General features: G+C 48.4%; 15 protein-coding genes. All 15 read left to right on the top strand.

Features of this window, described 5'->3' with window-relative positions:
* Positions 1–102: 102 nt before the first annotated feature.
* The 15 genes from DW743_RS14470 (at position 103) to DW743_RS14395 (ending at position 22,922) form a co-directional block, all read left to right on the top strand.
* Positions 103–1,869, top strand: a complete 1,767-nt coding sequence (locus DW743_RS14470) for a sulfatase-like hydrolase/transferase (protein WP_117761981.1) — start codon at positions 103–105, stop codon at positions 1,867–1,869.
* A 228-nt stretch (positions 1,870–2,097) separates the two neighbouring features.
* Positions 2,098–3,783, top strand: a complete 1,686-nt coding sequence (locus tag DW743_RS14465; RefSeq protein WP_055267749.1) for a formate--tetrahydrofolate ligase — start codon at positions 2,098–2,100, stop codon at positions 3,781–3,783.
* A 227-nt stretch (positions 3,784–4,010) separates the two neighbouring features.
* Positions 4,011–6,755: a hypothetical protein gene (locus DW743_RS14460; RefSeq protein ID WP_117761980.1), complete on the top strand. Its 2,745-nt coding sequence runs from the start codon at positions 4,011–4,013 to the stop codon at positions 6,753–6,755.
* A gap of 165 nt (positions 6,756–6,920) precedes the next feature.
* Positions 6,921–7,991 carry a BMP family ABC transporter substrate-binding protein gene (locus tag DW743_RS14455; protein ID WP_147345114.1) on the top strand — a complete coding sequence of 357 codons (1,071 nt, stop codon included), beginning with the start codon at positions 6,921–6,923 and terminating at the stop codon, positions 7,989–7,991.
* 197 nt (positions 7,992–8,188) lie between these two features.
* A complete protein-coding gene (locus DW743_RS14450; RefSeq protein WP_117510092.1) occupies positions 8,189–9,544 on the top strand; it encodes a C40 family peptidase in 1,356 nt (451 codons plus the stop codon).
* Between the two features lie 240 nt (positions 9,545–9,784).
* Entirely contained in the window at positions 9,785–10,486 is a 702-nt protein-coding gene (locus DW743_RS14445) for a hypothetical protein (protein ID WP_173816457.1), read from the top strand.
* A gap of 294 nt (positions 10,487–10,780) precedes the next feature.
* The gene (locus DW743_RS14435; RefSeq protein ID WP_055220242.1) at positions 10,781–11,500 is read left to right on the top strand and encodes a GntR family transcriptional regulator; all 720 of its coding nucleotides are present in this window, start codon (positions 10,781–10,783) and stop codon (positions 11,498–11,500) included.
* Positions 11,497–12,183, top strand: coding sequence for a deoxyribose-phosphate aldolase (gene deoC / locus DW743_RS14430; RefSeq protein ID WP_055220244.1), 687 nt, complete (start codon positions 11,497–11,499; stop codon positions 12,181–12,183). Before DW743_RS14435 ends, deoC begins: the two co-directional genes overlap by 4 nt.
* Before the next feature lie 143 nt (positions 12,184–12,326).
* Positions 12,327–13,388 (top strand): NAD(P)-dependent alcohol dehydrogenase, encoded by a 1,062-nt coding sequence (locus tag DW743_RS14425; protein WP_022461674.1) that lies wholly within the window; start codon positions 12,327–12,329, stop codon positions 13,386–13,388.
* A gap of 32 nt (positions 13,389–13,420) precedes the next feature.
* Complete coding sequence (locus DW743_RS14420; protein WP_117510091.1) at positions 13,421–14,365, top strand: CobW family GTP-binding protein; 945 nt, start codon at positions 13,421–13,423, stop codon at positions 14,363–14,365.
* Between the two features lie 171 nt (positions 14,366–14,536).
* Positions 14,537–15,619: a hypothetical protein gene (locus DW743_RS14415; RefSeq protein ID WP_117510090.1), complete on the top strand. Its 1,083-nt coding sequence runs from the start codon at positions 14,537–14,539 to the stop codon at positions 15,617–15,619.
* 190 nt (positions 15,620–15,809) lie between these two features.
* Positions 15,810–18,416 (top strand): ATP-dependent chaperone ClpB, encoded by a 2,607-nt coding sequence (clpB, locus tag DW743_RS14410; RefSeq protein WP_117761978.1) that lies wholly within the window; start codon positions 15,810–15,812, stop codon positions 18,414–18,416.
* Positions 18,413–18,586, top strand: coding sequence for a DUF4250 domain-containing protein (locus DW743_RS14405; RefSeq protein WP_022461670.1), 174 nt, complete (start codon positions 18,413–18,415; stop codon positions 18,584–18,586). The genes clpB and DW743_RS14405 overlap by 4 nt, the downstream gene beginning before the upstream one ends.
* Positions 18,587–18,792: 206 nt before the next feature.
* On the top strand, positions 18,793–20,433 hold the full coding sequence (locus tag DW743_RS14400; RefSeq protein WP_158568581.1) for a TIM barrel protein: 1,641 nt from the start codon (positions 18,793–18,795) through the stop codon (positions 20,431–20,433).
* 212 nt (positions 20,434–20,645) lie between these two features.
* Positions 20,646–22,922: a hypothetical protein gene (locus DW743_RS14395; protein WP_117761976.1), complete on the top strand. Its 2,277-nt coding sequence runs from the start codon at positions 20,646–20,648 to the stop codon at positions 22,920–22,922.
* Positions 22,923–22,990: the final 68 nt, after the last annotated feature.

Raw genomic sequence — 22,990 nt, 5'->3', positions numbered from 1 at the left:
AAATTTTCTATCTTTTTAAAACGGTCTTTGCTATAATACGTAAGGCGATTGTAAAGAAAAGTTAAGATTTTGTAAGCTGTAATGCTTTTTGGAGGTAGGAAGATGAAACACAAGAAACAGAAAAAAACGAAAAAAGCAGGGCGCATTCTGCTGGCTGTGTTTGCAGTGTTGATCGGAACGCTTGGCGTGCTGCTGTTTACGTCCGAGCGCTGGATGCGGAAAACATGGCCGAATCTGAGCATGGAAGAGCTTGTTTACCAGTTAAAGGCCCCGATTGCCGGAACCAGCCATGATCTTCTGATGAGTTATGTCTGCTCAAGTGCGCTGATCGCAGCGGCAGCACTCATCCTTCTGATTCTGGTCAGCATTTTTCTTCGGGAAAAACGCAAAGCCCATGTGGCGTTCGGGATGATCTGTATCGCGGCAGGAGCCGCCAGCATCGTCTATTCCATCAATGACGTGTGGGCAGCACTGGACGTAAAAGAATATCTGAAAAATCAGAGCACGTACAATACCGTGGTAGAAGACAACTACGTAGATCCGGACCGCGTGAATATCACGTTCCCGGAACAGAAACGAAATCTGATCTATCTCTATCTGGAATCCATGGAGAGCACCTACGCAGACAAAGCTTCCGGCGGAGCATTCGATAAAAACTATATCCCGGAGCTGACCCAGCTTGCCACAGACAACATCAGTTTTTCCAATTCGGAGCTGCTCGGCGGCGGCCAGCCTACCGTAAACGCAACCTGGACCATTGCCGGAATTTTCGCACAGACCTCCGGTCTGCCTCTCAGCATCGGAATCCAGCGAAATGAGATGGCATATCAGGCCAGCTTCTTCCCGGAAATCAATACCCTGGGTGATGTCCTGGCGGATGAAGGCTACAAGCAGTATTTCTTCATCGGTTCAATCGGACAGTTCGGCGGCCGGGAAGAGTACTTTAAAGAGCACGGCGACTACGAAGTAGACGATTACAACTGGGCTATGGAAAAAGGCCTGATCCCGGAAGGATATTACGAATGGTGGGGCTATGAGGATGAAAAACTCTTTTCCTTTGCCAAAGACCGTCTGACCGAAATCGCAGCAGAGGGAGAGCCGTTCAACTTCACCATGCTGACCGCAGACACCCATTTTGAGGATGGATATCCGTGTGAGCTCTGCGATGAAGAAAACGACGGTGACAACCAGTACGGAATGGTTCTGCACTGCTCCAGCAAGCAGGTCACCGAGTTCGTTTCCTGGATTCAGCAGCAGGATTTCTACGAGAACACAACGATCGTAATTTCTGGCGACCATCTGACGATGGATTCCGATTTCTGTGAGAACATTGATCCGGACTACACCAGAACCGTATACAACGTGATCATCAACTCCCCGATCCAGCCGCAGCAGGAGAAAAACAGAAGTTTCACCACCATGGACATGTTCCCGACCACCATCGCAAGTCTCGGAGCTACCATTGAGGGTGACCGCCTCGGTCTTGGAACGAACCTGTTTTCAGGTGAACAGACGCTTGCAGAGAAGCTGACCTTCGACCAGCTCAATGATGATCTCTCCCAGAAATCCAAATTCTTCGAAAAAATGGAAGAGCAGGTAACCTCCATCTGGACCAAAACCGATGAGGGCTGGAAGTTCTACATCGAAGACGAAGACCGATGGGCCAAAAGCGAATGGGTTTCCCTGAACCCGCACCGCTATGCAAACGACACCGAGCAGAGATATTACATTGACGCAAACGGCTACGCCGTAAAAGGATGGAAACTGATCGACGGAAAATGGTATTACTTCTCCACACAGGGCAGCTACCGCCTCCTCGAAGGACCGTGCGACGAACCGTTTGAGGTGGATGAGTCGCAGTATTCTTAAAAAATAAAAAAGAGAAGGATTTTCGGCAGCAAAAAGCCGGGAATCCTTCTTTTTTTAATGCAGAATTGTGCCGCTCCGCCTTTTGGCGGAATTTTCTGCATTTTTTGGTACAAAACGTATAAAGATTGTGAAATAAATAATTATCAATTGAATCATCTTACAAAACATGGTAAAATATGGCTATCAATCGGCGGACAAAGCGGAAAAAAGAAAGGGGATTTGAAAACAATGGGTTACAAATCAGACATTGAAATTGCACAGGAATGTACCATGCAGCCGATCACAGCGATCGCAGAAAAAGCAGGTATTGATGACAAATATCTGGAGCAGTACGGAAAGTACAAAGCAAAAATTGATTACAACCTGTTAAAAGACACCGATGCGGAGGATGGAAAACTGATCCTTGTTACAGCGATCAACCCGACACCGGCAGGAGAAGGAAAAACAACAACATCCGTAGGACTGGTAGACGGACTTTCCAAAATCGGCAAAAAAGCAATGGTTGCACTTCGTGAGCCATCCCTTGGACCGGTATTCGGCGTAAAGGGCGGAGCAGCAGGCGGCGGATACGCACAGGTTGTTCCGATGGAGGATATCAACCTTCACTTCACCGGTGACTTCCATGCAATCGGCGCAGCAAACAACCTGCTGGCAGCTATGATCGACAACCACATTTTCCAGGGCAACGCTCTGAATATCGATCCGAGAAAGATCACCTGGAAACGATGCGTAGATATGAATGACCGTCAGCTTCGAAGCGTTGTAGACGGCCTTGGCGGAAAGACAAACGGAATGCCAAGAGAAGACGGCTACGATATCACCGTAGCATCTGAGATCATGGCAGTTCTGTGTCTGGCAAGCGACATCTCAGATCTGAAAGAAAGACTTTCCAGAATCATTATCGGATATACCTACGGAAAAGTAGCTGAGCAGAAACCGGTAACCGCAGGCGATCTGCACGCAGAAGGCGCTATGGCAGCACTCTTAAAAGACGCTCTGAAACCAAACCTGGTACAGACTCTGGAAGGAACACCGGCCATTGTTCACGGCGGACCATTCGCAAACATCGCACATGGCTGCAACTCTGTAACAGCAACCAAAATGTGCCTGAAATTAGCAGATTACACTATCACAGAGGCAGGCTTCGGTGCTGACCTTGGTGCTGAGAAATTCCTCGACATCAAATGCCGTATGGCAGGCCTGAAACCGAACGCAGTTGTAGTCGTAGCAACCGTTCGTGCCCTGAAATACAACGGCGGCGTTCCGAAAGCAGAACTGAACGGCGAGAACCTGGAAGCTCTGGAGAAAGGTATGCCGAACCTTCTGAAACACGTAAGCAACATCACAAACGTATACAAACTGCCATGTGTCGTTGCCATCAATGCATTCCCGACCGATACCGAAGCAGAGCTGAAGCTGGTTGAGGAGAAATGCAAAGAGCTCGGTGTTAACGTTGTTCTGTCCGAGGTATGGGCAAAAGGCGGCGAGGGCGGCGTAGCCCTGGCAGAAGAAGTTGTCCGTCTCTGCGAGCAGCCGAACGATTTCACCTATGCATACGATCTGGAAGGCTCCATCGAAGAGAAACTGAACGCCATCGTTCAGAAGATCTACGGCGGAAGCAGAGTGGTTCTGACCGCAAATGCACAGAAACAGGCAAAACAGTTAGAGGCTCTCGGATTTGGCAACTGCCCGATCTGTATGGCAAAAACCCAGTACAGCCTGACCGATGATCAGACCAAACTCGGCGCACCGACCGGATTCGAAGTTACCGTACGTAACCTGAAAATCTCCGCTGGTGCAGGCTTCATCGTAGCCCTGACCGGTGACATCATGACCATGCCAGGTCTGCCGAAAGTTCCGGCAGCAGAGCGTATCGATGTAGACGCTACTGGAAAGATTACAGGATTGTTCTAATAACACAGGATATTGTCTTGAAAAGACAGAATAAAGCGTGAAATAAAACACAGAAAAAAAGAGACATTCCTTCGTGAATGTCTCTTTTTTTGCTAAGCATATCAAAACTGGTCCAGTGGACCAATTTTGATTAGTTTTTATTGCAAAATATTACAAAAGATAATATAATTTCTAATGATAACATGGAGAGAAAAGCAGATATAATATAGTAAGGGAGTTACTTGCCAATGACATCGAAGAAAAAATTGAGAAGTCTTCTGGGCGGTACACTTTTTATGGTGCTGATGCTCAGCGTACATCCGACGACTGTTTCCGCGAGTGCTGTGGGGAGCAGCACGGTGATGGACCAGTCTGTGGAGACAGAGGATCAGCAGAGCGGGATACAGAGTGAAACGCAGACACAGGCTTCACAGGACAGCGGTGCTGCTGTGCGGGCCAGTCAGAATGGCTGGGTTAAGGCAGGCGACAGCGGCTGGTATTTTTATGAGAACGGACAGCTGAAAACAGGATGGCTTTACCGGAATGGAAACTGGTACTGGCTGGATCCGGACCGGAACGGCCGCATGGCAGAAAACAGCTGGTTCACATACGATAATAATCTTTATTATGCCAAGGGAGACGGAGCAATCTATAAAAATGGTTTTCAGGAAGTAGATGGAAACCTTTATTATTTCCAGAGCTGGGGCGGCATTCAGAGAAATGTGTATCTCAGCATCAGCGGAAAAATGTATTATGTACAGGAAAATGGTATCGTTGCCCGTGGAATAGTCAGAACAATGAATGGACATGGTGATCTCTGCGCATTTGATGATACTACGGGAGCGCAGATCACACAAAAAGGCTGGCTGAAAAAAGGCACATCATATTATTGGGTAAGAGAAGACGGCGTCCTGCAGACCGGCTGGCTGCTGTACGATGATAACTGGTACTGGTTTGATGATAATGGTGTCATGATGACATCCGGCTGGAAAGAAATCAACAACAATCTGTATTACTTCCGGAGCTGGGGCGGCATTTATAAAAACGGTTTCCAGAGCATCGGAGGAAACGAGTATTATTTCCAGAGCTGGGGTGGTGTATATCGAAACACCTTCTTTACCGTAAAAGGGAAAACCTACATAGCGCAGAATGACGGATCGATCTATCATGCCAGCCAGACCGGCTGGGTTCAGCTGGGAGATCAGACTTACTGGATTAATCAGGATGGTTCTGTTCAGACCGGCTGGCTGAAGCTGGAAGGCAAATGGTACTGGCTGAAAGCGGACGGCACACGTGCTGCATCTGAATGGATCACGTATGACAACAACCGATACTATTTTGATGGTGACGGTGTGATGTACACCGGAATGAAAGAGGTTGACGGAGCAAGATATTATTTCCACAGCTGGGGCGGCGTTTACCATAACGAATCTTTTACCTGGCAGGGAAAGAAATACTGGGCAAAGGATGACGGAACCTTCTATACAGGTGTCTGCGATATCAATGGAAAGAAATACTATTTTCTGGAAGACGGCGAGCAGATTACAAAAGAGGGCTGGTATCTGACCAATGGAACGTATTACTGGATCAACAAGGATACGTCGCTTCAGACCGGCTGGGTGAAATATGACAACAACTGGTACTGGATGAAAGAAGACGGTACGATGGCATCGTCTGAATGGATCACCTACGACAAAAACCGCTACTATTTCCGAAGCTGGGGCGGCATGTACACCGGAATTCATACCATCGGCGGAACAAAATACGCATTCCAGAGCTGGGGCGGTCTGTACCATGATCAGACATTTACCATCGGCGGTAAAACATACTATGCCAATTCAGATGGAACATTTGCCACCGGCTGGGTGCAGAACGGCGGAAAAACGTATTATTTCGATGAGGACGGCACAAGCCATACGGGCTGGCTGCTTCTGGACGGAACGCATTACTGGATCAACGCCAATGGAACCAGAAGAGATGACGAGCTGTTTCAGTACGACGGAAACTATTATTATGTAGACAAAAACGGCGTTATGGCGACAAGCGGCTGGGTATACTGGGATTATAACTATTATTATCCGAGAAGCTGGGGCGGCATGTACAAGAATGCGTTTATTACCTATGATAATAACCTCTATTACCTTGGATCTGACTCGAAAATGGCAATCGGCTGGCAGTCGATTGGCGGAAATACATACTATTTCCGAAACTGGGGCGGCATGATAACCGGAAAACAGGTGATCGACGGAAAAACGTATGTGTTCGATGAGGACGGCAAGCTGGTACAGAGTCCGGACGGATTTGAACCGTCCGCGCAGATCGGTGTCCGCACCGTACGGAACTTTCTGAAAAATGCACTGCTTCCGCTTGGAAACACCCTGTATATCTGGGGAGGCGGCCACACAGACGCAGAGGCAGAGAGTTACGGCGTCAATGCGCAGTGGAAACAATTCTTCAATACACAGAATTCCACCTACAACTATTCCGATCATCTGTATGAGTACGGAAAAGGTCTTGACTGTTCCGGCTATGTCGGATGGACCGCACATCAGGTGACGAAAGAGTATGCAACGACAACCTCCACTGGAATGCCGGCCTACTTTGCAAGAAAAGGCTGGGGAACCTGCGTGACAGGCGATACGTCCCAGAAATTTACGCCGGGTGATGTGGTCAGCAAGAGCGGTCATGTCTGGATTGTCATTGGCCAGTGCTCGGACGGCAGCGTGGTTGTCATTCATGCGACACCGCCGTATATTCAGCTTGGCGGAACCGTTTCTTCAACAGGAAGCATTAACAGTGAAGCTATTGAGCTGGCAAATGAATACATGAAAATGTATTATCCGGTTGCGTATGAGCGGTATGGTGTAAAAGTTCTTGACCGGTCCTATCTGACCGGTGTGAATCATTTCACCTGGAGCAACAGTATCTTAAGTGACAGTGAAGGCTACCGCAGGAAGAAACCGGCAGAAATCCTGAACGATCTGTTCCAGTAAAATATCTTCTATAAAAAATAAGAGAGAATACAAAAAAACTTTGTAGTTCGTGTATTCTCTCTTTCTTTTTGCGCTGGAATTGTCTATACTAGAAGGTGCGTGAAAGACGCAGATCAGAAATACAAAAGAAAAAATCTGGAAAATAAAAATACAAGGGGAGTAAACATGCGAAAGAGCTGGAAATGGGCGCTCTGTCTTGGCGCAGTGTCGTTGCTGCTGCTGGGCGGCTGCGGAAAAGAAAAGACGGAACCAGTGGATCTGGTGCTGGTAACCGACGGCAGTGAGGTAGCTTCCGATGCCGTGTATCAGTCAGCATGGAACGGTCTTGCGCAGTATGGAGACGAGAGCGGTCTGAAATATGAAGCAAGTGTTCCGGCAGGACGGACAACAGAGGACTATGAAAACACCATCAAAGAGGCGGCGCAGAAGGGAGCATCCGTTATCGTCTGTGCCGGAACGAGCATGAGCCGCGCCGTTTACGATGCACAGCGCGACTGGAAGGATGTCCGTTTTCTGCTGCTGGAGGCAGAACCGGTCAGTGAGAGCGGCCGCAGCCGTCTCCGCGGAAATACAGAAAGCCTGGAAATTGATGTATCAGAGGCCGGCTACCTGGCAGGATATGCGGCAGTACAGGCCGGCTACACGCACCTGGGCTATATCGGACAGAAAAACGAAGAGAACGGAACAAAGTACGGGACAGGTTATGCACTCGGTGCAGAGGCGGCCGCTGCGGATCTGGGACTTGGAGAAAACAGCATCACGCTGGATTATACGTATCGGAAAAGCAGCAGCGTATCACCGTCGTATTTGGAAAAAATCAAAAGCTGGTATGGTGAGGGCGGACAGATTCTCTTCTCGGACGGTGCATCGTATCAGAATGTACTTGGCGCAGCAGCATCTGCGGCAGGCGGAGCACTGATCGCAAACGGCGGCGTGGAGGAGTACGCCAATGCCGTGTTGAAAGTACGTCTGGATTATGGAACTGCAGTTTACAATGCGTTAAAAGAAATGAAACAAAAGGATTTTGAAGGCGGGAAAATTGTAACGCGCGGCGTGACCAATCAGGAAATCAGTCTGGAATGGAATCAGGATGCGGTGCCGTACTTTACAGAGGATCAGTACCGGGCACTCTGTGCGAAATTCTCCGCAGAGGACTTTTCAATCCCTGACGGCGATGCGCTTTCCTCGCCGGATCAATACAAATTGAGTTGTGTGAGTGTACAGAAGGTAAAATAACATGTATCGTTACTGTTCACGAATTGTTTACAAAAAGTCGGGATATTTTTCCTTGCATCCATTTGTGAATTGTGATATTATGTAAAAGAATTGGGAAAAATATTTCAAAATTGTTACAGAATAATTGAATTTCTAAGAAACAGGGAAACCTGAAACAAAGAAACCTACATACAACGAATCAATTTGGGAGTGAAAGAATGAGAAAAAAATTTCTTGCCTTAAGTTTAGCAGTGATCGTAAGTGCAGCTCAGGTAATGACAGTAAGCGCCTCGAAACAGGAGCAGTTACAGCAGCAGCAGGCAGCACAGGCAGAGACCAGCGCACAGCTTGACAACGCAAAAGCAGAAATCGACGATCTGGAAACCAAAAAGAATCAGATTACCGGCGAGATTGATGACCTGGACGCACAGCTTGTCGTAACCATGGCATCCGTGGAAAATCTGAAAAATGAAATTGCAGAGAAACAGACAGAAATTGAAACAACACAGGAAAAACTGGCACAGTCCCAGGCTGAAGAGGACGAGCAGTACGAGCTGATGAAAAAACGAATCCAGTTCCTCTATGAGAGCGGCGGAGACAACGGCTGGGCAGCACTTCTTCTGGAGGGAAAAGATTTAAGCAGCATTCTCAACCAGGCTGAGTACACCCAGAAATTATACAAATACGACAGAGAGTGCCTGCAGGAGTACATGGATCTTGTACAGCAGGTAACAGACTACAGCAATCAGCTTGCAGATGAAAAAGCAGATCTCGAAGCCAGTGAGGCAGAGCAGGAAGCACAGCAGCAGTCCCTTGAGGCAATGCTTGAGCAGAAAAAAGCCGTTTCCGATGACTACGAAAACCAGATCGCAGACCTGAACGACATGGCTGCACAGTACAACGCAGTACTGGCAGAGCAGAACGCAAAGATCCAGCAGATCCAGGAGGAGATTGCAGCCGAAGAGGCAGCAAGAAAAGCCGAAGAGGCCCGTCAGGCAGCAGAAGCAGCCGAGGCAGCCCGCCAGGCAGAAGCAGCAAGACAGGCAGCAGCAGAAGCAGCCGCAAGCAGTGCTGCAAATAATACAACAACGGCAGACAACACACCGTCCAGCACAGGAAGCTCCACCACGACAACAACACCGTCTAACGGAGGAAGCTCTTACGATGATTCTTCGTCCAGCGATACCAGCAGCTCGGATGATTCCAGCAGCTCCAGCAGCACCGGAAGCGCAACCGGAAGTGCCATCGTATCCTATGCAACCCAGTTTATTGGAAATCCATACGTATGGGGCGGCACAAGCCTTACCAACGGAGCTGACTGCTCTGGTTTTATCATGAGCGTTTACGCACACTTCGGATACGACCTTCCGCATTCCTCCAGTGCACTGCGTGGTGTAGGACGCGGTGTATCTTATGCAGAGGCTCAGCCGGGCGATATTATCTGCTACAGCGGCCACGTAGCCATCTACATCGGCGGCGGTGCAATCGTACACGCAAGCAATGAGCGCGACGGTATCAAGATCAGCAGCAACGCAGCGTATACCACGATTCTTGCGGTAAGACGTGTGGTTTAAAAAAGAATTACATAGTAAGAATTTTCAGATCCCGGGAGAGAAAAATCCCGGGATCTTTTGCGTTTTGCTTAAAATTGAGTGCATTCGCGTTAAAACTGTGATATACTAAAGCACATCGGAGATACAAGGGCGTATTGACCAACAGAAGGTCAGTATGCCCTTTTGCTTGTTAGGAAGAAGGGAGAATCGTTATGAAACTGGAAAATTATTTTCGTCGTTTCGGTATTCGGAACGGATCTGGTGCGGAAAGTAGCGTCAGTGCTGTCCATCTGCATTATTGCCGGTCTGCTGATCGTCTACGTCCCGAACATCATCGCCGGAGCCGGAAAGATCGGCGATACTGTAAACGCCATGAAAACCGCAGACCTCCCATTCGGCAAAGCCCTGTACGCCGCATTCCTCTACGGAACCTTCCAGCTTGCCAATGTCGCAGTCTTCGTCCAGCATGCCAAATCCTTCGAAAAACCGCAGGATGCCGGAAAGAGCATGGCAGTCGGTGCCGTATTAAATGCCCTTCTGATGATCATGGTCGTCCTCGGAATCATGACCGTATACCAGAACCCGGAAATGATCCAGCAGAGCGTCCCGACATTATTTATGGTTCAGCAGGGCGTCGGCAGTAAATTCATGACACCGCTGATTTCCGTACTGATCATCCTCGGTGCCGTATCCACAGCCGTCAACATGGTTGCCGCCATGGTCAAACGAATCCACGCCGGTCTCGCTGAACGAAGCAGCAGAACAGAAACCGCAGGCAAAATCAGCCGCACCCAGATCCTTGCCGCGCTTGTCTGCTGCATCGCGGACTTCCTTATCGCACAGTTTGGTCTGCTGACGCTGATCCAGAAGGTGTACAGCATCCTGGCATACCTGGCAATCCCGGTCATCTTGGTGCCGTACGTGGTGCACATGGCGGTGATGCGGTTTGATACGAAAAAATAGAAAAGAACAATAAAAAATTTGTAACAAAAATTTACACCGCAGAAAGAGAGATTTGCTTCTGGAGAATGGAAGTATTTCGCAGACAGCAGAAAAAAGAAGATTCATGCAGAGCAGATGTGAGTCATAAAGAAATGACATGCGTCTGCCTTTTTTCTGTGCGTCTGGCAGAGTATGTGTCGGTGACAAAGCAGAAAACAGGAACTCTTCTTTGGGACTCGATTGTGCCGTCAAAATATGGTATACTGCAAAAAGGATCAAAAAGCGGATATTGATATTTCACGGGAGGGGAAGAAGATGAAAAATGCACCGGCTTATGTGAAGGTTTACAGCAGACTGAAAAACGAGATCAATAAGGGAACATATCCTGTCGGGGGATTTCTGCCGAAGGAGTGTGAACTGGAGAAAATCTATCAGGTCAGCCGTACTACGGTACGGAATGCAGTAAAGATGCTGGTGCAGGAGGGACTGGTTGAGGTTCGCCAGGGTTCTGGAACGAGGGTGCTGAATCATAAGGCAATTCAGAATTATAACAAGGTCACATCGGTCACGGAATCCCTGATGAAAAAAGGATATCGGGTAACGACGTCAGATATGATGATCGACATCATTTCGGCGGACAAACAGCTCGCCGATGAACTGGAAATTCCGGAGGGAACCAGCGTGGCGAGGATTCAGCGGCTGCAGCTTGCGGATGAAGAGCCTGTTACGCTGATGGAAAATTATATCGAATATGCGAAAGTCCCTGGCATCGAGGCGTATGAGAATCAGTTTGTAGCGCTGTATCAGTTTCTGGAGGAGAAATTCGGCTTGCAGATTGATGAGACACGAGACAGAATTTCAGCGAAATCCGCGACCTTTATGGAAGCCCAGGTTCTGAAAACGGAGCCGAAGGATGCGCTTCTTGTGGTGCACAGAGTCACCTACTGGCAGAACCGGCCGGTGAGCATTGACCACGTGCGGATCATCGGAAGCAAGTACGAGGTGGAGATTTCGGGAAAAGGACGGAGTAAATGAGCGATGAGACAGAAGAACAGAAGAAACTGATGCGGCAGATTGATATCAGCTGTGTACAGGCATTTCATACAATGGATGAAATTGATGCGATGGTGGAGCTGGCAAAGAAATATCGTCTGGCTGCTGTGTTTACCTTGCCGGCGTTCAGCGCCCATGTGGCAGAACGGCTGCAGGACACCAGAGAAATCCATGCGGGAGGCGTGGTAAGCTTTCCGGGCGGCGGAGATACGACCGGACAGAAGAAGCGGCAGGCAAAAGAACTGTGGGAGGCTGGCTGCCGGGAAATCGACATGGTGATGAATCTTACGGCATTCAGAAGCCACGAATTTTCTTATGTAAAAGAAGAACTTCTGGCCATCCGGGAGCAGGTGCCTTCGGCGATTTTTAAGGTGATCATCGAGGCACCGCAGCTGACGGAGCAGGAAATCTGCCAGGCAGTGGATCTGTGTGTGGAAGGCCGTGCGGATTATGTAAAGACGAGCACCGGATGGTATCCCGGCTGTCCTTCCACCGTGGAGCAGGTTCGAATCATGAGCCGTGAAGCCGCCGGTCGCATTCAGATCAAGGCCGCCGGTGGAATCCGCAGTCTGGAAACTATACAGGAAATGCAGAAAGCCGGCTGTAGCCGTTTCGGTATGGGAATGCGGTCGGTACAGAATTTGATAAAAAGTATCTATAAGTAATCTATTGTGCAAAAGCTATAAAAAAGTCACGGAATATTCTACGATATTCCGTGACTTTTCTGTTGAATTAGTAACCTATTAGTGATATATTCGAATCATAGGAATCGATAAATCATTAACAATCTGAAAGGAGAGCAAAAGATATGAAAGGTTATGCAATGCTGAAAATCGGTGAATCCGGATGGATCGAGAAAGAACGCCCGAAATGCGGGCCGATGGATGCCATTTGCCGTCCACTGGCAGTTGCCATCTGCACATCAGATGTCCACACTTTATGGGAAGGGGCCATCGGTGACCGTCATAACATGATTCTGGGCCATGAGTGCTGTGCAGAGGTTGTGGAAGTCGGAGAGCTCGTAAAAGATTTCAAACCGGGAGACCGGGTTCTTGTGCCGGCCATCACTCCGGACTGGAATTCTCTGGAAGCACAGGCTGGTTATTCCATGCACTCCGGCGGAATGCTGGCAGGCTGGAAATTCTCCAACTTCAAAGATGGTGTCTTTTCTGAATTCTTTCATGTAAATGATGCCGATGGAAACCTTGCGCTGCTTCCGAAAAACATCAATGTTGTCGACGCGTGCATGCTTTCCGATATGGTGCCGACCGGATTCCACGGCGTAGAGCTTGCCGATGTACAGTTTGGTGATACAGTTCTTGTCATCGGAATCGGACCAGTTGGTCTGATGTCGGTAGCCGGAACGAATATGCGCGGCGCATCGAGAATCATTGCTGTCGGAACGAGACCGGTCTGCGTAGAAGCGGCAAAAAAATACGGCGCAACGGATTTTGTCAGCTACAAGAACGGACCGATTTTCCAGCAGGTACTTGATATGACAGATGGAAAAGGTGTTGATAAAGTAGTCATCGCCGGCGGTGGTGTAGAAACCTTTGCAGAAGCAGTAAAATGCCTGAAACCGGGCGGAAAGATCGGAAATGTAAACTATCTTGGATCCGGTGACAACATTGATATTCCGCGTGTAGAGTGGGGCGTTGGAATGGGTCACAAACAGATTAACGGAGGCCTGATGCCTGGCGGAAGACTCCGCATGGAAAAACTGGGAGCTCTTGTTTCGGCAGGCAAGCTGGATGTCAGCCCGCTGTCCACACATGTGTTTGATGGATGGGATCATCTGGAAGAAGCACTGTTCCTCATGAGAGATAAACCGAAGGATTTAATCAAACCAGTCGTTAAATTGGCTGACTGATGATTTGAAAATTTGACTGAAAAAGGAAACGTATGAAAATATTGATCGTATCCGGCTTTTTGGGCGCGGGAAAAACAACATTTATCAAACGGCTGGCCAGGAACGTCGATCAGCGGTTTGCCATACTGGAAAATGAATATGGAGCCGCAGGAATCGACGGCGCACGTCTTGGCCAGAACCGGCAAGGAACGCAGAAAAATGTATGGGAAATGACAGAGCAGTGCATCTGCTGCATCGGGAAAAAGGATTTTGCAGCATCCGTGCTGACCATTGCCAATGTGGTAGGCCCGGAATACCTGATCGTAGAACCGACAGGCGTCGGAAGTCTCGCCCGGATTATAGAAAATCTGCGTCAGATCGAGTACGAGAGAATTCAGCTTCTCTCGCCGGTCACTATTGTGGATGTTTACAGTTACCGCCGCTATATGGCGGAATATCCCGAGCTGTATCAGGATCAGATCCGAAGCGCGGATACGATCATTGTTTCCAAAACAGAAGCATGCCAGGCGGAAGAAAAACAGCGCATCCAGAAATTTCTGCAGGAAATTAACCCGCAGGCAAAAATCATCACGGATTATGCATCCACGATGACACGGGAAGATTACCAGAGCCTGCTGCTGGGCGGCCGATATGAGAAAGAAGTACAGGATACGCAGAGCGGCGAAAAGATGCCGGAGACCTTCTCCTTCGAAAATATCCGAATGGAGGCACCGGAAACCCTGTGGTGTTTTCTGGAACAGATCATTCGCGGAGCGTTTGGAAATATCATCCGTGCAAAAGGACAGTTCGCAGCCGGAGACCAGTTTCTCCAATTTGATGTCGCCGATCACCGCTACAGCATCACCGGCACAGAACAGAAAAACGCCGGCCAGGCTGTGTTTATCGGAAACGATATGAACGAAGATGCGATCCGGCAGTATTTTAAGAAATGCGCCGGAAACCAGAAAATGAAATATGCTGCCCGTCATGTATCATAAAGTAAATAGGAAAAAGAGATTGCGGAGTCCTGCCAAAACAGGGTTTCGCAATTTTGGTTTTTACAGAAAGATTCAACTGAAAAACGAAGGATAGGCAAAAACGAAAAATTACGCTAAAATAAACATACAAGTATTTCAAATAAAACAAAAGAAAAATCAGGGGGATCTGATATGGAGGAACAGAAAAGAAGACGGGAAAGAAAATCAGCGGCATACTGGTTGAGCAAAAGCTCGATTTTATATCCGATCTGTATCTTGTATGTGATGTATGTGAAACAGGTTGAGGTATATATTACAGAATGTTCCGTCCATATTTCGTCGGGGACAATGCTTTTTGCCTATGCGCTGTGCCTGATTTTGTGGCTGGCCTCACCCATTCGAAGCTACTGCGCAGATGGAACTGCAAATGAAGTTTTATTCTATACATTTCCGCCGAGCATACTGATGCTGTTTTTATTTGCCCAATATTCACTGAAAATTGTGTTGTTTCTTGCAGTGCTGGATGGGATATTTCTTGTTACGGTTTTAAGAGATTTACATAGAAAAAAACGAAAATATTCTCCGAAAAAATTCTGGAGATTAAAAAGAAGTGACTTAAACGCATTTCTGTTTGTTTCAGTATGCGTGAGTATGGTACCGACTTGTATGATGATATATTGGAAGCTTGAGTCTCCGTCCGGAGTGGCAGAACTTTACGAACGAAAAAAGGACTATAATCTCGTCCAGAATCAGGAGAACATTTTTCAGGAAAATAAAGAATTTCTGCTGAGCTTAAAGGAGAGCGAATGGAGGCAAAAAACACTGGAAGAAAGAACAATTGCAGCGCAGAAGATGGTACGGCTTGAAACAGAACGACTTGGAATTCCCGAAATTCCGCTGTATGTGAAAGAGACAGGATCATCGAATTGCGTTGCATTATATAATAATGAAGAGAACGAAATATGGTATGCTCCAGAGCATTTAACATCTCAGACAGCAGAAGAATTTTTTACGGGAATTTGCGAAGAATGTTATCATGGAATGGAGTATTATCTGCTGGAACGAATGGACTGGAATTCGGAAATGGCGAATACTGCTTATTTTGAAGAAATGAGGAAGTGGAAACTAAATGATAATCGCTACATATCTGGACGCGACGAGGGCGATTCGTTTGAAGCATATCAATCACAGCCGCTGGAAGCATCTGCCAAAAAGTATGCCAGTTCCGAAACAGAGGCACTGATTCATTTTATTGCTGTGTACGGCGATGAATAAAAATCTTTTAGGGGGGGAGGGAGAAAAGGAGCGTCGGGAAAAATAAAAAAAATTAGCACTCACCTCTTGACAGTGCTAATAACTAGTGTTATAGTACGACTAGAACAAAGAAAGAAAAGAAAATTCACATCAACGCTCTTTTTGTTCGGAGCGAATGTTAGCACCCAAATAGATAAGGAGGAAGCCGATTATGAATATTAGTAAATTCACACAAAAATCGCTGCAGGCTGTACAGGACCTGGAAAAGACCGCATACGATTTCGGCAACCAGGAAATAGAGCAGGAGCATCTGTTGTATAACCTCCTGCATCAGGACGACAGCCTGATTCTGAAAATGATCGAAAAGATGGAAATCAACAAAGATCATTTTCTGAACCGTGTCGAGACGGCACTGAACGACCGCGTCAAAGTATCCGGCGGTCAGCCGTATATCGGTCAGTATCTGAATAAAGCACTGGTAAATGCTGAGGATGAGGCGAAAGCCATGGGAGACGAGTATGTTTCCGTAGAACACCTCTTCCTGGCAATGCTGAAAAACCCAAGCCCGTCCATGAAAAAACTGTTTCAGGAGTACGGCATCACAAGAGAACGTTTCCTGCAGGCATTAAGCACCGTGCGCGGAAACCAGAGAGTTACCACCGACAACCCGGAGGCGACATACGACACCCTGGAAAAATATGGCCAGGATATCGTAGAAAAAGCCAGAAACCAGAAAATGGACCCGGTTATCGGCCGTGATACCGAAATTCGGAACGTTGTCCGTATCCTGTCCCGTAAGACAAAAAACAATCCGGTTCTGATCGGTGAGCCTGGTGTTGGTAAAACCGCAGTCGTAGAAGGCCTGGCCCAGCGAATCGCCAACGGCGATGTACCGGAGAGCCTGAAAGATAAAACCATTTTCTCCCTCGATATGGGAGCCTTGGTAGCCGGTGCAAAATACCGCGGCGAATTCGAGGAGCGTCTGAAAGCCGTTCTGGAGGAAGTCAGAAAGAGCGACGGAAAAATCATTCTGTTCATCGATGAGCTGCACCTGATCGTCGGCGCCGGAAAGACCGACGGCGCGATGGATGCCGGAAACATGCTGAAACCTATGCTGGCACGAGGCGAACTGCACTGCATCGGTGCCACAACGCTGGATGAGTACCGCCAGTACATCGAAAAAGATGCCGCCCTGGAGCGCCGTTTCCAGCCGGTTCAGGTTGATGAGCCGACCGTAGAGGATACGATTTCCATCCTGCGTGGCTTAAAAGAGCGCTACGAAGTTTACCACGGCGTAAAAATCACCGACGGTGCCCTCGTTGCAGCCGCAACCCTTTCGAACCGTTACATCAGCGACCGTTTCCTGCCAGATAAAGCAATCGACCTGGTCGACGAGGCATGCGCTCTGATCAAGACAGAACTGGATTCCATGCCGGCCGAGCTGGATGAGCAGCGCCGTAAGATTCTGCAGATGCAGATCGAGGAAGCTGCACTGAAAAAAGAGACCGACAATCTGAGCCGCGAGCGTTTGGAAACACTGCAGAAAGAGCTGGCTGAGTTAAAGGATACCTTCAATTCTGCAAAGGCACAGTGGGAAAATGAAAAGAGTTCCGTTGAGAAACTGTCCAAACTGCGTGAGCAGATCGAGGACATGAACCGCCAGATCCAGAAAGCAAAGAATGATTACGATCTGAACCGCGCCGCTGAACTGCAGTACGGTGAACTCCCGAAATTACAGCAGATGCTGGAAGCAGAAGAGAAAAAAGTTAAAAATGAAGATCTCTCCCTGGTACACGAGAGTGTAACGGATGAAGAGATTGCCAGAATTGTCTCCCGCTGGACCGGAATCCCGGTTGCAAAACTGACCGAAGGCGAGAGAACTAAGATCCTCGGCCTGGAAGATGAACTTCACACGAGAGTTATCGGCCAGAATGAGGCAGTCACCAAGGTTTCGGATGCAATCATCCGTTCCAAAGCCGGAATCAAGGATCCGACAAAACCGATCGGTTCGTTCCTGTTCCTTGGACCTACCGGTGTCGGTAAAACAGAGCTTGCGAAAACGTTGGCAGAAAAGCTGTTTGATGATGAGAACAACATGGTTCGAATCGATATGAGTGAATACATGGAGAAATACTCCGTCTCCCGTCTGATCGGAGCGCCTCCGGGATATGTAGGCTACGAGGAGGGCGGCCAGCTGACCGAGGCAGTGCGCAGAAAACCATATTCTGTTGTTCTGTTCGATGAGATCGAGAAAGCGCATCCGGACGTCTTCAACGTTCTGCTGCAGGTACTCGATGACGGCCGTATCACCGACTCCCAGGGCCGTACCGTAGACTTTAAAAATACGATCCTGATCATGACCTCCAATATCGGATCCCAGTATCTGCTGGACGGCATTCAGGACGACGGCAGCATCTCCGAAGAGGCGAGAAACCTGGTCATGCAGGATCTGCGTGCACACTTCCGTCCGGAGTTCCTGAACCGTCTGGATGAAACAATTATGTTCAAACCATTGACAAAAGACAACATTGGTCATATCGTAGATCTGTTGCTGAAAGGACTGAACAAACGTCTGGCAGACCAGGAGCTTACCGTCGAACTGAGCCCGGCTGCAAAACAGTTTGTCATCGAGGGCGGCTACGACCCTGTTTACGGCGCCCGTCCATTGAAACGTTTCGTACAGAAAGAGGTAGAAACCAGCACCGCAAAACTGATCCTTGGCGGTCAGGTCAGCGAGGGCGATACGATCCTTCTGGATGTGGAAAACGGCGGCCTGAAAGCAATGATCAAACCAGGTGTGGAGGTAGTAGACGAATGATGCCGAAAGATCCCGTAATGCTGCTGAGCTATGTCAATACGCAATTAAGAGATTTTTACCCGTCGCTCGCAGAATTCTGCGCGGCCATGCAGACAGAGGAATCCGATCTGCGGGAAAAACTGGCGCTCATCGACTATGAGTACGATGAGAAAACGAACCAGTTTGTATAAGAATAACCAGGCCCTGAAAAAAATGGCGGAAAAAGGCGTTCCGTATGTGGAAAAAACACATACGGGGCGCCTTTTTTACGCAAAGCGTGTTTCTTATAACTGACAGGAAAAATCATATCTATAATAGAAGAAATGTGGTAAAATGGAGGAAAAGAAAATCCGCTGAAAATGGGGAAACAGCGGATCTGGAGAAGGAGGAAACCAATATGTATTTTGGTGTACAGATGTATGGGGTATCCAAAGAATGGAAACAGGATCCCGAAGGATTTTTAAAGAAAATCTATGAGGCAGGCTACCGCCAGATCGAGCCGTGTCTCGGATTCCGTGTTGATGCCAGGGACTACGGTTTCTGGATCCCGGAGGATCTGGAGCAGGCAATGCCGCTGCTTGCAAAATACCACATTGAGGTTCATGCGGTCCACATTTTCCTGGATGAATACCACTATGAAAGAGAATTTGCCATTCTTACAGAACTGGCGCAGAAATACCACATTTCCTGGTTTGTCGTAAAGAGCCCGGCACGCCTGACAAAAGATGTTCTGGACGAAACCGCTGCAAGATACCGCGAACTGGCAGAAGAACTGGAAAAAGCCGGAGCAGGTCTTCTGATCCACAACGAAAAAGAAGATATCTGTATCCGCGTGAATGGAAAAACAGCGTACGAATATCTCCTGGAAGCCTGCGGTGAAAAAGTCGGAGCAGAAGTAGATGCCGGCTGGATGTACTGCGGCGGCGTCGACCCGGAAGAGTTCCTCTGGGCGCATGCGGACCGAGTCAAAGCCGTTCATTATAAAGATATGAAAATCACCGGCCAGGAAGCGCCGCTTGGAAAAGGCATGGTTGATCTGAAAGCCTGCTTCCAGTTCGCCCGTGCAAACGGTGCACTGCAGATTGTGGATATGGATGCGGCAACACTGGAGGATACCTGCCGCGCCGGAAAAATGCTCTCCGGATGGACAGGAGACAGAGACAACACCGACAGCATTCTCTGCACGATGGATGTGGAGACCGGAGAAGAAACCGTGCTGCATGAGTTTCCGGGAATCATCGAGGCACCGAACTGGCTGAACGATGGAAACACCCTGCTTTATAATGCGGATGGAAAAATCTACCGCTATGAGATCGACAAAGACCATGTGGAGCAGGTTGATACCGGTTTCTGCGTGCAGTGCAACAATGACCACGTTCCGTCACCGGACAACCAGCTGCTGGCGGTAAGCTGCATGCCGCCGGAACTCACAGATGGAACGTATGAATCCCACATCTACGTGCTCCCGATGACAGGCGGTGAACCAAAAGACCTCACCGGACCGGGTCTCAGCTATCTGCACGGCTGGTCGCCGGACGGAAAAGAGCTTGCGTACTGTGCCTTCCGCAAAAAGCCGGAGGAGGAGACCATGCGCATTGAGATCTGTACGATTCCATCAGACGGCGGCGAGGAAACCTGCCTGACGGACGGCAAAGGCTACAACGACGGTCCGGAGTATTCACCGGACGGAAAGCACATCTGGTTCAACAGCACCAGAAGCGGTCTGATGCAGGTATGGCGGATGAACCGTGACGGCAGCGGTCTCACCCAGATGACCGATTCCGATGCCAACAACTGGTTCGGCCACGTTTCGCCGGATGGAAAACACGTCATTTACCTGACCTTCGCTAAAGGTGAGCTGGAACCGAATGAGCATCTGCCGAACATGTATGTATCGCTTGGAATGATGGATTATGACGGACAGAATAAGAAAAAACTGCTGGATCTTTTCGGCGGCCAGGGCAGTATCAACGTCAACTCCTGGGCACCGGACAGCCGCAGAATTGCGTATGTGAAATATGTGCTTCATCACAAATAAAGGAATATCTTAAGAAAATCTGACGGGCCGTAAAAATTCATGGAAGTATTGTGAAAAAACGTTGAAAGTATTTTAGCGGAAATGCACAAGAATTCTTACGAATTTTTACGGCCCGTTGACTCTTTTTCTGACACACGTATAATGAAAGTAACAAGAGAAACTGCGGCCCCTGGCGGCTGCAAAACAATCAAAAGGAAAGGAGGATTTGTGTTATGAAGAAAACGAAAAAAATGCTTTCGTTTGTACTGTCCATGCTTCTGATCGTGACGATGTTCCCAACCATGGCATTCGCAAAAGAGGAAGCCAAAACGTGGAAGTTCGGAGAGCTTTCGCTGAAAGCAGGCGACGTTCTCGGCAAAGATACGGAGATTAAAAATGATGCAGAGAACAGAGAAATCCGAATACTTTCAGAAAAAACAAATCCGGATGAAAAGAAAGATCAGAAAGATGACAAAGAAAGAATAAAAACAGAAAAAGAGGCTGTGATCGCAGCGGCGGCTTCCTGGAATCTGAAGGATCTTACGGAAAAGGCCAAAAAGGCTCCGGCAGATTATCTGCTTAAAAAGGCAGACAGCTGGAACGGAAGCTGGATTGTAACAAAGATCGCAGAAACGGAAACAAAAGATGCCATTGAAATCCAGATAAGAACCTATGAGTACGCAGCTGTAACAGAAATCCAGGGCATACCGAAAGAAATCCCGGGAACCACCGCACTGACGGGCAAAGCAGTTCCAGAAAATGCAGATCAGAAACAGATCACATGGGAAATCACGGATGCCGGAATGACAGGTGCTGTTTTAGACGGCACAAACCTGAAAGTAACGAATGCCGGAACCGTAAAACTTCTGGCGACAATCAAAGACGGAAAGAAAACCGGCGTTGACTTCACACAGGAATTCACTGTGATTGTAAAAGCCGCAGATTACACCAAAGTAACAGAAGCGCTGGCGCTGATACCGGAGGACATGGGCCGGTATACAGAAGAAAGCGCGGCAGCTGTTCAGAAAGCAAAAGATGCGGTAAAAGAGAACCTGCCATCAGCTGAACAGGAAACCGTAAATGGTTATGCGGCAGCCATTCAGACAGCAGTAAACACACTGACGCTTCTTGGCGCAGATTACACAGAAGTTGATGCAGTACTTGCCAAAGTTCCGGGAGATCTTTCTATCTATACGGAAGAGAGCGTGGAAGCACTGAATGCAGTCATCGCATCCATCGACCGCACCAAAACGATAGAAGAGCAGCAGGCAGTTGATGCTTATGCGGAAGCACTGGAGAATGCAATTGCAGCACTGGTACGCAAACCGGTTCCGGCAGATTATCAGGGAGTGGAAGAACTCCTGGGAAAGATTCCGAAAGACTTATCCATTTATACCGAAAAGAGTGTAAAAGCACTGAATGCGGCAAAAGAAGCCATTGTATGGGATCTGGATGACAGCAGGCAGGAGGAAGTCGATCAGTTTGCAGAGAACCTGAAAGCAGCTCTTGACGGACTGACCCTGAAACCGGCGGACTACAGCGCCGTAGACGCGGCTCTTGCCAAAGTTTCGAATGATCTGAGTATTTATACGGAAGAAAGCATTCAGCCGCTTCAGACAGCGATCAACAGCGTAGAAAGTGGAAAAACCATTCTGGATCAGGCAGAAGTAGACGGCTGGGCAGCAGCAATTGAAAATGCACTGGCAGGACTGCAGGTTCGGAAAGCAGATTATTCCAAAGTAGAGGAAGCCATCAAAAAGATTCCGGCGGACCTCCGTCTGTATACCGATGCGTCTGTAAAAGCACTGGAAGATGCAAAGAACAGCGTCGTAACCGAGCGGCCGGTCACAGAGCAGGAGAGCGTAGACGGTTACGCAAAAAAGATCGAGGCAGCGATTGCCGGCCTTACGTATAAAGATGCGGACTACAGCAAAGTAGATGCCGCAGTGAAGAAGATTCCAAACGATCTGAAGAAATACACGGACGAGAGCGTAAAAGCAGTCAATGATGCAAAAGCAGCGATTGTACGCGGAAAGAATATCACGGAGCAGAAGACGGTGGATGGTTATGCGGCAGCGCTGGAAAAAGCGATTGCCGGCCTGAAACAGAAACCGATGACTGCGCAGAATCTTCCGAAGATTACCAAAGGAGTCAATCAGTCAGGTATGCAGGGCAAGGAGCTTTCCTTCACCGCAGATTTTGAAGCAAAGGATCTCAAAAAGGTTCTCATCGACCAGAAAGAGATTGATGCGAAGAATTATGTGACGGCTGGAAAAGAGAATACGCAGGTTACGCTGAAGGCCGAGTATACAAAGAGTCTGGCAGAAGGCAAGCATACGATTTCGATCGTTTCAAGCAAGGGCCAGGCGGATACCGTATTCTATCTGAAGAAAGCAACAAAGAGTCCGGACACGGGAGACCGCACACAGGTGATGCTGTGGGTGATCCTGCTCGGCGTTTCTGCAGCAGCAGTGGTCGGAGCAGTTGTTTATCGTAAACGTGAGAAATAAGAGTTGAAAGGGAAAGGGCGCCGGAAGGCGCCTTTTCTTTTGGACGGTTTCGGATAGATTGTAAATAG

The organism is Blautia sp. AM28-27, assembly GCF_003480905.1.
In the GTDB taxonomy this organism is placed as follows: Bacteria; Bacillota; Clostridia; order Lachnospirales; family Lachnospiraceae; genus Fusicatenibacter; species Fusicatenibacter saccharivorans.
Note: the sequence above shows the minus strand (reverse complement) of the source record. Positions and strands in the feature narration are given on the sequence as shown.

Excerpts from the sequence above, each read along its gene's own strand:
- DW743_RS14470 (WP_117761981.1), top strand. The coding sequence starts at position 103 with ATGAAACACAAGAAACAGAAAAAAACGAAAAAAGCAGGGCGCATTCTG.
- DW743_RS14465 (WP_055267749.1), top strand. The coding sequence starts at position 2,098 with ATGGGTTACAAATCAGACATTGAAATTGCACAGGAATGTACCATGCAG.
- DW743_RS14460 (WP_117761980.1), top strand. The coding sequence starts at position 4,011 with ATGACATCGAAGAAAAAATTGAGAAGTCTTCTGGGCGGTACACTTTTT.
- DW743_RS14455 (WP_147345114.1), top strand. The coding sequence starts at position 6,921 with ATGCGAAAGAGCTGGAAATGGGCGCTCTGTCTTGGCGCAGTGTCGTTG.
- DW743_RS14450 (WP_117510092.1), top strand. The coding sequence starts at position 8,189 with ATGAGAAAAAAATTTCTTGCCTTAAGTTTAGCAGTGATCGTAAGTGCA.
- DW743_RS14435 (WP_055220242.1), top strand. The coding sequence starts at position 10,781 with ATGAAAAATGCACCGGCTTATGTGAAGGTTTACAGCAGACTGAAAAAC.
- deoC (WP_055220244.1), top strand. The coding sequence starts at position 11,497 with ATGAGCGATGAGACAGAAGAACAGAAGAAACTGATGCGGCAGATTGAT.
- DW743_RS14425 (WP_022461674.1), top strand. The coding sequence starts at position 12,327 with ATGAAAGGTTATGCAATGCTGAAAATCGGTGAATCCGGATGGATCGAG.
- DW743_RS14420 (WP_117510091.1), top strand. The coding sequence starts at position 13,421 with ATGAAAATATTGATCGTATCCGGCTTTTTGGGCGCGGGAAAAACAACA.
- DW743_RS14415 (WP_117510090.1), top strand. The coding sequence starts at position 14,537 with ATGGAGGAACAGAAAAGAAGACGGGAAAGAAAATCAGCGGCATACTGG.
- clpB (WP_117761978.1), top strand. The coding sequence starts at position 15,810 with ATGAATATTAGTAAATTCACACAAAAATCGCTGCAGGCTGTACAGGAC.
- DW743_RS14405 (WP_022461670.1), top strand. The coding sequence starts at position 18,413 with ATGATGCCGAAAGATCCCGTAATGCTGCTGAGCTATGTCAATACGCAA.
- DW743_RS14400 (WP_158568581.1), top strand. The coding sequence starts at position 18,793 with ATGTATTTTGGTGTACAGATGTATGGGGTATCCAAAGAATGGAAACAG.
- DW743_RS14395 (WP_117761976.1), top strand. The coding sequence starts at position 20,646 with ATGAAGAAAACGAAAAAAATGCTTTCGTTTGTACTGTCCATGCTTCTG.